General features: G+C 59.0%; 13 protein-coding genes and 1 pseudogene. 12 read left to right on the top strand and 2 right to left on the bottom strand.

Features of this window, described 5'->3' with window-relative positions; translation table 11 throughout:
• Positions 1-25: 25 nt before the first annotated feature.
• Complete coding sequence (locus tag FGF66_RS10175; RefSeq protein WP_139457533.1) at positions 26-913, bottom strand: hypothetical protein; 888 nt, start codon at positions 911-913, stop codon at positions 26-28.
• Between the two features lie 388 nt (positions 914-1,301).
• Here FGF66_RS10175 and atpD point away from each other — a divergent pair, with 388 nt between their 5' ends.
• From atpD to FGF66_RS10225, 10 genes and pseudogenes are all read left to right on the top strand, one after another.
• Complete coding sequence (gene atpD, locus FGF66_RS10180) at positions 1,302-2,783, top strand: F0F1 ATP synthase subunit beta (RefSeq protein WP_139457534.1); 1,482 nt, start codon at positions 1,302-1,304, stop codon at positions 2,781-2,783.
• Complete coding sequence (locus tag FGF66_RS10185) at positions 2,752-3,189, top strand: F0F1 ATP synthase subunit epsilon (protein ID WP_246046656.1); 438 nt, start codon at positions 2,752-2,754, stop codon at positions 3,187-3,189. The genes atpD and FGF66_RS10185 overlap by 32 nt, the downstream gene beginning before the upstream one ends.
• The gene (locus tag FGF66_RS10190; protein WP_139457535.1) at positions 3,182-3,505 is read left to right on the top strand and encodes an AtpZ/AtpI family protein; all 324 of its coding nucleotides are present in this window, start codon (positions 3,182-3,184) and stop codon (positions 3,503-3,505) included. The genes FGF66_RS10185 and FGF66_RS10190 overlap by 8 nt, the downstream gene beginning before the upstream one ends.
• Before the next feature lies 1 nt (position 3,506).
• Positions 3,507-3,809, top strand: coding sequence for an N-ATPase subunit AtpR (locus tag FGF66_RS10195; protein ID WP_139457536.1), 303 nt, complete (start codon positions 3,507-3,509; stop codon positions 3,807-3,809).
• A pseudogene (locus FGF66_RS10200) lies at positions 3,800-4,470 on the top strand (F0F1 ATP synthase subunit A). Before FGF66_RS10195 ends, FGF66_RS10200 begins: the two are co-directional and overlap by 10 nt.
• Positions 4,471-4,495: 25 nt before the next feature.
• Entirely contained in the window at positions 4,496-4,777 is a 282-nt protein-coding gene (locus FGF66_RS10205; RefSeq protein WP_139457537.1) for a F0F1 ATP synthase subunit C, read from the top strand.
• A gap of 2 nt (positions 4,778-4,779) precedes the next feature.
• Positions 4,780-5,562: a F0F1 ATP synthase subunit B family protein gene (locus tag FGF66_RS10210; protein ID WP_139457538.1), complete on the top strand. Its 783-nt coding sequence runs from the start codon at positions 4,780-4,782 to the stop codon at positions 5,560-5,562.
• Positions 5,552-7,057: an alternate F1F0 ATPase, F1 subunit alpha gene (locus FGF66_RS10215; RefSeq protein ID WP_139457539.1), complete on the top strand. Its 1,506-nt coding sequence runs from the start codon at positions 5,552-5,554 to the stop codon at positions 7,055-7,057. Before FGF66_RS10210 ends, FGF66_RS10215 begins: the two co-directional genes overlap by 11 nt.
• Positions 7,054-7,959: a F0F1 ATP synthase subunit gamma gene (locus tag FGF66_RS10220; RefSeq protein WP_139457540.1), complete on the top strand. Its 906-nt coding sequence runs from the start codon at positions 7,054-7,056 to the stop codon at positions 7,957-7,959. The genes FGF66_RS10215 and FGF66_RS10220 overlap by 4 nt, the downstream gene beginning before the upstream one ends.
• Before the next feature lie 219 nt (positions 7,960-8,178).
• Positions 8,179-8,415: a hypothetical protein gene (locus FGF66_RS10225; RefSeq protein ID WP_139457541.1), complete on the top strand. Its 237-nt coding sequence runs from the start codon at positions 8,179-8,181 to the stop codon at positions 8,413-8,415.
• 110 nt (positions 8,416-8,525) lie between these two features.
• Here the strand turns inward: FGF66_RS10225 and FGF66_RS10230 are convergent, their stop codons facing one another.
• Positions 8,526-9,068 (bottom strand): phospholipase D family nuclease, encoded by a 543-nt coding sequence (locus FGF66_RS10230; RefSeq protein ID WP_139457542.1) that lies wholly within the window; start codon positions 9,066-9,068, stop codon positions 8,526-8,528.
• 188 nt (positions 9,069-9,256) lie between these two features.
• Here FGF66_RS10230 and FGF66_RS10235 point away from each other — a divergent pair, with 188 nt between their 5' ends.
• Complete coding sequence (locus FGF66_RS10235) at positions 9,257-11,137, top strand: N-6 DNA methylase (protein ID WP_211342003.1); 1,881 nt, start codon at positions 9,257-9,259, stop codon at positions 11,135-11,137.
• Between the two features lie 40 nt (positions 11,138-11,177).
• A partial coding sequence (locus FGF66_RS10240) for a transposase family protein (protein ID WP_139456716.1) occupies positions 11,178-11,426 on the top strand: 249 nt, incomplete at its 3' end.

Below are 11,426 nucleotides of genomic sequence, written 5' to 3' on the forward strand. Positions count from 1 at the left end.
ATCTCCCCGTGGAAATGTTGGACGATCATGCTTGCAGCCCCTGAATTTTCTGGATAGTGTATTGACCGGCGGATTCTATTGCTACGTATTCACCATCTGATTTCAGGAATCGATGACGCAATGGGTTTGTAGCCTTGGGGTTATGAACAACATATTTTGGCTCACTTCCACCAAAAACTGAATGGCCGTTGATATCAAGTGCCCAAATTGCACTGATCTGATCGAAACGTTCGTCCCAGAATGTATTCGTTGATATAACAGCGTCATTTTGATTTCTAACCGATGGTCGATACGAATGATCTACCTCCTTTACCTCTAAGCTCTTTCGATCAAAATGTATTTGATACGCCCCGAAACCAAAGACAACTTCAGCAGCTACGGGATGATGACTGATTCCCATTATTGAGGAGAAAGGACCATTTCTCAACCGACAACCATTTACTGCGATAACGAAAACATCTTCTGGCGATACCACATTGCTCGATAAATATGAATCAAGCTTATCTGCTTTTGCTTTGATGGCGCTTGTCCAGCGCAACAAAATTTCTTGCTGCGGAAAAGACCAGTTTTTTCCGGGATCGCAATTTAACCAGTCCTCAGGAAGGCCTGAAGGCTCGGGGCAAATAACTTCAATCCAAACCCGCTTTTCGCCATCTGTTACCAAAAAATCTGGCCCTGAACCCAGATTCAGCCTTGACGGAAAATCTTTTTCTTTCAGCAAGGAATACACCAAAGCCTCTGAAATGCATGACCAGGTTTTCCCTTTTTCCATACACATCATTTCAACAAAAAATTTAGGATCACATAATCCACTGGAGGCAAATGATTCGCATGTAGCTGTCATTGCTTGTCGCCATGCGTCAGCATTCACGTTATCGTATGGAATGATGTGCCGTAGCGATGCTTCGATCATGATGCTTGTGAAATTATATTGTTTCCGCATAAAACTCCTGAACCACCTCGAATAACAACTGCTCTCAAGTTATCATAAAATCAGCATCACAATCAAGCGCCAAGCTCAACAAAAAAAATCGAACATCTGCCATTCACCACTCCCCAGCTCGATTGTCCGCCTTTTGCAACAGCCATCCACCCACCTCTTTCCCCCCTAACCACACTCAGCCCCCGCCACTCCCGCGAAACCCTCGCGCCTGTTGACTTATCCCGGCGGAAACGCTACTTTTATTTTTAAAGCCTGAAAGCTGACCGTTCTACTCAATGGGGTCGCCCGGTTCATTGTCCTTGAAAAGTTGCAAGACTCTCAGTGACAAACCGGTCGACCCGGCAGATGCGGGAGGATCGTGACCGAGCAAGCAACAAATCCGGAGCATACGGGAATCGTCACTTCGATTCGCGGGAGCGTAGTCGATATGCGCTTCAACGACGCGCTGCCGCCGATCTACTCGATCGTCGAGACCGGGCGCGATATGGAGGTGAAGATCGAAATTCTCATGCAGCTCGACCGGCGGCACGTGCGAGGCATCGCCCTGACGCCGACCGAAGGCCTTTGCCGTGGCATGACCGCCCGCAACACCGGCTCGCCCTTGAAAGCGCCTGTCGGCAAAGGGACGCTGTCGCGCATGTTCGACGTCTTCGGCAACGCCATCGACCGGCGCGGCCCCGTAACCAGCGTCACCTGGCGCTCGGTACACGGCGCTCCGCCCCCGCTCTCCCGCCGCTCGACAAAGTCCGAGGTGTTCGAGACGGGCATCAAGATCATCGACCTGCTCGTGCCGCTCGAACGCGGTGGCAAGGCCGGACTGTTCGGCGGCGCGGGCGTCGGCAAGACGGTGCTGCTGACCGAAATGATCCACAACATGGTGAGCAAGGAGAGCGGCGTGAGCATCTTCTGCGGCATCGGCGAGCGGTGCCGCGAGGGCGAGGAGCTGTACCGTGAAATGAGCGAGGCGGGCGTGCTCGACAACATGGTCATGGTGTTCGGCCAGATGAACGAGCCGCCGGGAAGCCGCTTCCGCGTGGGCCTCGCGGCGCTGACGATGGCCGAGTACTTCTGTGACGACCTGCACCAAGAGGTGCTGCTGCTCATCGACAACATCTTCCGCTTCATCCAGGCCGGTTCCGAGATTTCGGGCATGATGGGGCAGATGCCCTCACGCCTCGGCTACCAGCCGACCATCGGCACCGAACTCTCCGCCCTCGAAGAGCGCATCGCCAACACCGGCACGGGCGCGATCACCTCTATCCAAGCCGTCTATGTTCCGGCGGACGACTTCACCGACCCGGCGGCCGTGCACACCTTTTCGCACCTCTCGGCCTCGCTGGTGCTTTCGAGGAAACGCGCGGGCGAAGGTTTCTACCCAGCGGTCGATCCGCTCTCGTCAGGCTCGAAGATGGCCGGGGAGAGCATCGTTGGCCGCCGCCACTACGAGCTGGCGCGTGAAGTCCGGCGGGTGCTGGCGCAGTACGCCGAGCTGAAGGATATCATCGCCATGCTCGGCCTCGAACAGCTCTCTGCGGAGGACCGGCGACTGGTGGGACGGGCGCGGCGGCTCGAACGCTTCTTCACCCAGCCATTTTTCACGACCGAACAGTTCTCCGGCCTCGCGGGCAAAAGCGTGCCGGTAACCGACACCATCGACGGCTGCGAACGCATTTTGCGCGACGAGTTCGAGAACTACCCGGAACGGGCGCTCTACATGATCGGTTCCATCTCGGAAGCGCAGGAAAAAGTTGAAGTCGGAAAGGATGAAGCCGCGCAAAAAACGGTGGCTGTGGAGACAACGACAGCAGATGCAGATGCCGCCACAACGGACGGAGGTTGAGATGCTTGCCGACTCGATGCGCCTGAAAATTCTGCTGCCCTACAAGGTGTTCGCCGTCAAAGAGCGGGTGCTGAACATCGTCGCCGAAACGGAGCGTGGCTCGTACGGCTTCCTGCCCAACCGGCTCGACTGCATTGCGCCGCTCGTGCCGGGCATTTTGAGCTACCGCGCTGAGAACGAGGACGAAACCTTCGTTGCGGTCGATCAGGGCATCCTCGTCAAAACCGGCCCGGAGGTGGTGGTGTCGGTGCGCCACGCCATCGGCGGAGTCGATCTCGGCCTTCTCGAATCGGCGGTGAAACGGGAGTTTGTCGATCTCGATGAGCGGGAGCGAAGCGTTCGCGGCTCGATGGCCAGGCTGGAGAGCAGCTTCATCCGGCGATACATGGAGCTGAAACATGGATGAGCGCAAAATCGGCAAACTGTCGGCGAAGGGCAAGCCGCTCGACGAGCGGGTCGGCGACCGCGAACTGCGCAAAATCAAGGCGCGCAAAGAGGTGACGCGAAGCATCTGGGAGGGGTTCGCCATGTTCGGCATCATCGGCTGGTCGGTGGCGATTCCGATGCTCGCGGGCGTCGCGCTCGGCGTCTGGCTCGACGGCAACTATCCGTCGAAACACTCATGGACGCTGACCATGATTGTCATCGGCCTCGTCATCGGATGCCTGAATGCCTGGCGCTGGGTCTCGGAGGAGAGCCGGAAAATCAACAAGGAGGAGTGAAATGACAACAAATCTGCTGGCGGCTTTCGGAGGATTTTTGCTCGGCCTCATCTTTTTCGGCGGACTCTGGCTGACGGTGAAGCGCGGCCTCGCTTCGCCGCGTCCGGCGCTGCTCTTCCTCTCCAGCTCGCTGTTGCGCACGGCAATCGTGATCAGCGGATTTCTCTTCATTTCGGCGGGTGACGCTGGACGGTTGCTCCTCGCCGTCGGCGGCTTCGTGGCGGCCAAAGCGCTGAGCGTCGCCCTCGGACGCCGCAACGGCGCATCGGAAAATCTCGACAAAAAGGAGAAGGCATGCATCTGAGCAGCGATCAGGTCATTTTGTGGCAGTCGGGTTTCGTGAAGCTCAACCTGACCATTGTCACCACTTGGGCGCTGATGCTGCTGCTCGCGGGCGGTTCGGCCTTCATCACCCGGCGGCTCTCGACCAGCATCACGATTTCGCGCTGGCAGAGCGTGCTGGAAATCATCGTCACGATGGCCCGCCAGCAGATCGGCGAGGTCGGTCTGGAAAAACCCGAAAAGTACCTCCCTACATCGCCACGCTCTTCCTCTTCATCGCCACGTCCAACCTCTGCACCATCATTCCCGGCTACGAGCCGCCGACCGGTTCGCTCTCCACCACGGCGGCGCTCGCGCTTTCGGTCTTCATCGCCGTGCCGCTCTTCGGCATCGCCGGAAGCGGGCTGAAAGGCTATCTCAAAAGCTATATCGATCCAACGCCGATCATGCTGCCATTCAACATCATCGGAGACTTCACCCGCACGATGGCGCTCGCCGTGCGTCTGTTCGGCAACATGATGAGCGGCGACATGATCCTCGTCATTCTGCTGACGATTTCGCCATTGATTTTCCCGGTGCTGATGAGCATCCTCGGCCTGTTGACCGGCATGGTGCAGGCCTACATCTTCAGCATCCTCGCCACGGTCTATATCGCGGCGGCAACCAGAACCCGTGAAAAATAAACGAGATAACCAAACGAGAACTATCATGGACACGCTTACCATCATCGCCAGCGCCTCCATCGTCACCGCAGGGCTGACCATCGGCATCGGCGCTATCGGCCCGGCGCTCGGCGAAGGTCGCGCCGTTTCCTCAGCGCTCACCTCGCTCGCCCAGCAGCCCGACGCCGCATCCAGCATCACCCGTACGCTCTTCGTCGGGCTGGCCATGATCGAATCGATTGCGATCTACTGCTTCGTCATTTCGATCATCCTGATCTTCGCCAACCCATTCTGGAACCACGCCATTTCGCAAGCCGGAGGGCGCTGAAAATGCTGATCGACTGGTTCACCGTGGCGGCGCAGCTCGTCAATTTCCTGATTCTGCTCTGGCTGCTCAAGCGCTTTCTCTACCAGCCGGTGCTCAAGGCGCTCGACAAGCGGGAGAAAAAAATCGCCGCCGAGCTGGAACATGCGGCGGGCGTCGAAGCACAGGCCGCGCGGGAGAAGGCGGAGTGGCAGAAGAAGAACGATGAGTTTGAAACGCAGCGTCAGCTCATGCTGAAACAGGCCACGGACGAGGCCGGAACAAGGCGCGGCGAGCTGCTCGACACGGCGCGACAGGAGTACGAAACGCTACACTCGAAGCTGCTCGAAACCCTCAAGCGCGAGCAGGAGGAGCGGGAGGCTGAGACGGAACGGCGCGTCAGCGCCGAGATCTTTTCGGTCGCCCAAAAGCTGCTGACGGAGCTGGCCGACGAGTCGCTCGAAGCGCGCATCATCGACAAGTTCTGCCGCAAGCTCGAAGCTGGCGGGGACGGGATTGCCGGGCAATTCACCGGCGAGGACGGAACGCCGAAACAGGCGGTCGTGCGCAGCACCTTCCCGCTCACGCCGGAGCAGCGCGAGAAAGTGACCGGAACCATCGAAAAGTTGATCGGATCCGACGCTCCCCTGTCGTTCGAGATTTCCGACAAAAGCGGGTGCGGCATCGAGCTTTGCGTCGATGGTTTGTGCGTCTCGTGGCACTTCCAGGCGGCGCTCGATGCGCTGAAGCGATCTGCCGAAGCGTACCGTGAGGGCGGGGCGGAGGGAGAGGCGACGAATGCCAGATAAAAGCGGACATCCTCTGGACAAGGCGCTCGAAAGCGTCCGGCAAGCGCGCGTTGGGTGGTCGGCAGAACTCGCCCTCGTCGAGGAGGGCGTCGTGACGACCGTGCTGAACGGCATCGTCAAGATCGACGGCTTGCCGGGCGTCGGCTACGAGGAGCTGGTGCAGTTTCACGACAACCTCTACGGCATCGCCTTCAACATCGATCCCGGCGAGGTGGGCGTCGTGCTGCTCGGCGACTACGCCAGAATCCGGACTGGTGAGCGGGCGTGGCGCACGGGGCGCGTGACCGACGTGCCGGTCGGCGAGGCGCTCATCGGGCGCGTGATCGACCCACTCGGCCAGCCGCTCGACGAACTCGGCCCGATCAGAACCACCCAGCGCCTGCCGATCATGGATCGCGACCCGGTCACCGTGCCGCTGCAAACCGGCATCAAGGTGATCGACGCCATCGTGCCGGTCGGACGCGGCCAGCGCGAGCTGATCCTCGGCGACCGCCAGACCGGCAAAACCTCCGTGGCGCTCTCGGCGATGATAAACCAGCGCGGCAACGAGGTGCTCTGCATTTACTGCGCCATCGGCCAGAAAGCGGCCTCGGTGGCCAAGGCGGTCGCAATGTTGCGCGAGCGCGGCGCGCTGGAGCACTCCATCGTGGTGGTCACGGAAGGCAACGACCCGCCCGGCCTGCAATACATCGCGCCATACGCCGCCACCAGCATCGCCGAATACTTCATGCAGCAGGGGCGCGACGTGCTGATCGTCTATGACGATCTGACCAACCACGCCCGCGCCTACCGCGAGCTGTCACTCCTGCTCAAGCGCCCGCCGGGCCGCGAGGCGTTTCCGGGCGACATTTTCTATATCCACTCGCGCCTTCTGGAGCGCGCCACGCACCTGCGCCGCGAACTCGGCGGCGGCTCGCTCACTGCTTTGCCGATCATCGAAACCGAGGCTCAGAACATCGCAGCCTACATCCCGACCAACCTGATCTCCATCACCGACGGCCAGCTCTACTTGTCGCCGACGCTCTTCGAGCTGGGCATTCTGCCTGCGGTTGACATCGGCAAATCGGTCTCGCGCGTCGGCGGCAAGGCGCAACTCGCCGCCTACCGGTCGGTCACCGGCAGCCTCAAACTCGCCTACGCGCAGTTCGAGGAGCTGGAAAACTTCGCCCGCTTCGGCACCAGGCTCGACGAAGCGAGCCGCACCATCATCGAGCATGGCCAGCGAATCCGCGAGTGCTTCAAGCAGGACGAGTTCGACGTGCTCTCGCTCTCCGAACAGATGCTCGTGCTGCTGGCGCTGACCGGCGGCGGCTTCGAGCAGATCGCGCTGGAGAAGATGCGCGAGGCGATGGAACAGGTGCGCAAGGCCGCTTCGGAGCTGCCGGAGGAGCTGGTGGCGCGAATTCTCTCCAGCAAGGCGCTCGATGAGGACGACCGCAGCGTCATGCTGGCGACGGCGAACCGTGCGCTCGAACGCTTCGGGAATAGCTCATGAGCGAATCGATTGAACTCCTGCGCGGCAAAATCGCCCATGCGGGCACACTCGGCTCGGTGGTCAGGACGATGAAAACGCTCGCCGCCGTCAACATCCGCCAGTACGAAGAGGCTGTGCAGGCGCTCGGCGATTACGAGCACACCATCGAGCTTGGGCTGGCGGGGTGCCTGCACCTTGCTGAAAACGGCCACTCGGCGTTCCGTCGCGAGAAGAGCAAAAATGTGCTGACCATCGCCATCGTTTTCGGCTCCGATCAGGGGCTGGTCGGCCAGTTCAACGACCTCATCGCTGAATCGGTGAAGCGGGAACTCGCCGCCATTCCGGGCTCGCTCGCCGTCATTCCGGTCGGCGAGCGAGTGCAAAGCCACCTCGAAGACGCCGCCGTCCGCACCGCAACGCTCTTCGCTCTGCCCAACTCGGTCAGCGCCATCACGCCACTGGTCGGCGACCTGCTCTCGGAGGTGGAGCGTCGGCGCGAAAAAGCCGCCGCCATCGAACTCCGCCTCTTTTACAACAGCCCGGTCAGCGGAGAACAGTACCAGCCGATCTCGACGCGCCTGCTTCCGCTCGATGACGAATGGGCTGCCGAAGTCGCCCGCCGCGTCGGAAAATGGCCGACCGGAGCGATACCCGAAATCATCAACGGAGTGCAGAGTGTGCAGTGGGCGCTGGTGCGGGAGTACCTCTTCGTCTCGCTCTTCCGGGCCTGCGCCGAATCACTCGCCGCCGAAAACGCCAGCCGCCTTTCGGCGATGCAGCGCGCCGAAAAAAACATCGACGACATGCTCGAAGAGTTGAGCCGCCTCTACAACGAACGCCGCCAAGCCGGAATCGACGAAGAGCTGTTCGACGTAGTTTCCGGCTTCCAGTCGCTTGGCGAAAATTCCGGCATGAACGCATAAGCTCCATCCTGAGCAGTAATTCCTGGCATCTCAGAGGGCCGAAAGCGTGAATCGACAAAAAATCAATGAAATGGAGTAGCGGATTCGTTGTTTCAACCAGCCAGTCTCCATTATTACGCCGCACTAAAATACTCGGCAAGACTGTTTTTTAAGGAATATTCCGTAATTATATTTATAGATGTATTATAGAGCGTTTCGTCAATCCGAACACTTTCAGGTATGGCAACCCAAAGCCTTCGAATCCTGCTGCTCCTCTCGTTTTTCATGATCGGCTGGGCGGATGTGCCGCCGGAACCTCCCTTCAGGCAATATGCGCGCTCTGACGAGCTGTCCATGCCGGAGCCAAACGAAGTTTCCGAACCGGCCACGCCGGCTGACGCGACGCCACCCGGCAATCCGGACGATACACCGCCGTCGAATCCGGATGACGCGCAACCACCCGGAAACCCCGGATGAAACGCAAGCGCGGTTATCACAAAATCACCCGCCAATCGGCCCTTTTTACACAGACGCTTTGCCCGTGCTCTCCGATTCAGTAGCCGATCCGTTTTTCGACCACTACCCCGTCACTTGCCTCCATACCTGATCGAGTGCGCCCGGTGCAACTCGAAATTCTGGACATAGCGGCTCACCAACAGCTTGTTTCCCTTGATGACCAGAAGGTTCTCGGCATTCTTCTCTTCGGCGGCCTTGGTAAAATTGAAGGATCCGGTGATCAGTGTCGCGCGGTCGATGATGATGATCTTGTTGTGCGCAATGGCGTGGCGGGCATCGATAAAGGTCGGGATGCGCATATGGGCCAGAAAATCCGCCTCCGTGTACCGTTCGTTACGCTGGCTTTTGTCGAGCACCGCCACCACCTTCACGCCCCGCTTGCTCGCCTTCACGATGGCCTGCGCGATTGGCTTCGAGGTGAACGAGTAGGCCTGGATGAGAATCTCCCGCCGCGCTCCGTCGATCTCGCGCACGATAGCCGCAGTTGCACCGCCACGGGGCGAGAAATAGACATCGATCGTGCCGGTGGATTTGATGGGAGCTGCGGTGGCGTGAGCGGGTGAGAACGGCAGCAAGACGGAAAACAGCAGGATGGCGGAGAAAAACTTCTTCATGATGGTACTACGGTGTAACTGATTGTAAATAGCGGCGCTAATGTACAATGCCGAGCCACGGCGCGCAAGGAGATTTGCCGCCAAAAGACAATTTTTCGTTGCCTGCCGCGCCTCTCTTTGTCACAAACTTTCCGTAGCTTTCCCGTACTCTTTCAGACCCTTCCCTGCTAACTTTCCTTGTTTCCGATATGACGATTCTGGAGTACGTCGAGGCTCTCAACCGGCAGTTCAAGACCGGAATTTCCACCGAACACAGTTATCGCCCGCTGCTTCAGGGGTTGTTGGCGGAGCTGTTGCCGGGCGTCGCGGTGACCAACGAGCCGCAGCGGATCGATTGCGGCGCCCCGGACTTCATCCTGACCCGCAAGGGGGTGCCGGTTGGCTACATCGAGGCGAAGGATATTGGCAAGCCACTCGACGGGCGGCAGTTCCGCGAACAGTTCGAGCGCTACCGCACCTCGCTGCGGAACCTGATTATCACCGACTACCTCGAATTCCGCCTCTTCCGCGACGGCGAGCACTCGGCGACGCTCGCGCTGGCGGAGATTCGCGACGGGAAGATTGTCGCGCGGCGCGAAAATTTGGATGCTTTCGCGGAGCTGATCCGCGACTTTGGGCGCTACGAGGGGCAGACGATCAGGTCGGCCTCGAAGCTCTCGAAGATGATGGCCTCGAAGGCGCGCTTGCTGGCTTCGATCATCGTCGAGGCGCTGGCGGCCGACGAGCGTGAGCCTGCGGGCAACCGCGTGGCCGAGGCCAGCGCGACGTTGCGCGACCAGTTGAGCGCGTTCCGCAAGGTGCTCATCCACGACCTCACGCCACGCCAGTTCGCGGACATCTACGCGCAGACAATTGCGTATGGTATGTTCGCCGCCCGCCTGCACGATCCGTCGCTCGAAGATTTCAACCGCAAGGAGGCCGCCGAGCTGATTCCGAAGTCAAATCCCTTTCTCCGCAAGCTCTTCCAGGGCATCGCGGGCTATGACCTCGACGACCGGATCGCGTGGGTCGTGGATTCGCTGGCCGATCTCTTCAAGGCGACCGACGTCAAGGCGCTGCTCAGGGATTTCGGCAAGGCGACGCAGCAGCACGACCCGATCATCCATTTCTACGAAACTTTTCTGGCCGAGTACGACCCCGCTTTGCGCAAAAGTCGTGGCGTCTGGTACACGCCGGAGCCGGTGGTGAACTTCATCGTGCGGGCGGTCGATGAGATTCTAAAGTCGGAATTCAGCCTGCGCAACGGTTTGGCGGATACGAGCAAGACGACGGTTGAAATCAAGAAGCCGACCCACGACAAGCGCTTCAAGACGGGCTATGTCATGGAAAAACAGGAGGTTCACAAGGTGCAAATCCTCGACCCGGCGGCTGGCACCGGCACCTTTCTGGCCGAAATCGTCAAGCAGATTCACAAGAGTTTCGAGGGGCAGGAGGGAATCTGGAGTGATTATGTCGAAAACCACCTGATTCCACGCCTGAACGGTTTCGAGATTCTGATGGCGTCATATGCGATGGCGCACCTGAAGCTCGACATGCTGCTCGCCGAAACCGGTTACAAACCCGCGCGGGATCAGCGGTTCCGGGTTTACCTGACCAATTCGCTGGAGGAGCATCATCCCGAAACGGGAACGCTTTTCGCGAGCTGGCTGTCGCAGGAGGCGAGCGAGGCGAACTACATCAAGCGCGACACGCCGGTGATGGTGGTGCTCGGCAATCCGCCATACAGCGGGCACTCCGCGAACAAGGGCGAGTGGATCGAAGGGTTGCTGGGTGATTACAAACAGGAGCCGGGCGGCGGCAGGTTGAAGGAGAAAAATCCGAAATGGCTGAATGACGACTATGTAAAGTTCATCCGCTACGGTCAGCATTTCGTCGAGAAGAATGGTGAAGGCATTTTGGCCTTTATCAACAATCACAGTTTTCTCGACAACCCGACCTTCCGGGGAATGCGCTGGCAATTATTGAGGGCGTTCGACAAGATTTATGTGATCGATCTGCACGGCAATGCAAAGAAAAAAGGGCTCTTCGCAGAATATCGTGGGAAGAAGGGTGTGTATGAGGTAACATAGAGTAATTTTGAGCTTTACCCAACCGCACCTTGATACTCCCATGCAGAGCCTGACGAGCCATTACCACCAACTTTTAGGTCTTTCCTCAAACTGGAAGGTCGAGAACGTTCATCTGTCGATGAGCGGCAAGCGGGTCGAGATCAGACTGGTCTGTACCGGCAAGCAGGTCGCGTGTCCGGTATGCGGTGCATCATGCAGCATTTATGACCATACCACTGAGCAACGATGGCGTCATCTGGATACCATGCAGTTCGAGACCATTCTGGTGGCCTGTTTGCCACGTTGTCAA

Source organism: Chlorobaculum thiosulfatiphilum (assembly GCF_006265165.1).
GTDB lineage: Bacteria > Bacteroidota > Chlorobiia > Chlorobiales > Chlorobiaceae > Chlorobaculum > Chlorobaculum thiosulfatiphilum.

Excerpts from the sequence above, each read along its gene's own strand:
- FGF66_RS10175 (WP_139457533.1), bottom strand. The coding sequence starts at position 913 with ATGATCGAAGCATCGCTACGGCACATCATTCCATACGATAACGTGAAT.
- FGF66_RS10185 (WP_246046656.1), top strand. The coding sequence starts at position 2,752 with ATGCAGATGCCGCCACAACGGACGGAGGTTGAGATGCTTGCCGACTCG.
- FGF66_RS10190 (WP_139457535.1), top strand. The coding sequence starts at position 3,182 with ATGGATGAGCGCAAAATCGGCAAACTGTCGGCGAAGGGCAAGCCGCTC.
- FGF66_RS10195 (WP_139457536.1), top strand. The coding sequence starts at position 3,507 with ATGACAACAAATCTGCTGGCGGCTTTCGGAGGATTTTTGCTCGGCCTC.
- FGF66_RS10205 (WP_139457537.1), top strand. The coding sequence starts at position 4,496 with ATGGACACGCTTACCATCATCGCCAGCGCCTCCATCGTCACCGCAGGG.
- FGF66_RS10210 (WP_139457538.1), top strand. The coding sequence starts at position 4,780 with ATGCTGATCGACTGGTTCACCGTGGCGGCGCAGCTCGTCAATTTCCTG.
- FGF66_RS10215 (WP_139457539.1), top strand. The coding sequence starts at position 5,552 with ATGCCAGATAAAAGCGGACATCCTCTGGACAAGGCGCTCGAAAGCGTC.
- FGF66_RS10220 (WP_139457540.1), top strand. The coding sequence starts at position 7,054 with ATGAGCGAATCGATTGAACTCCTGCGCGGCAAAATCGCCCATGCGGGC.
- FGF66_RS10225 (WP_139457541.1), top strand. The coding sequence starts at position 8,179 with ATGGCAACCCAAAGCCTTCGAATCCTGCTGCTCCTCTCGTTTTTCATG.
- FGF66_RS10230 (WP_139457542.1), bottom strand. The coding sequence starts at position 9,068 with ATGAAGAAGTTTTTCTCCGCCATCCTGCTGTTTTCCGTCTTGCTGCCG.
- FGF66_RS10235 (WP_211342003.1), top strand. The coding sequence starts at position 9,257 with ATGACGATTCTGGAGTACGTCGAGGCTCTCAACCGGCAGTTCAAGACC.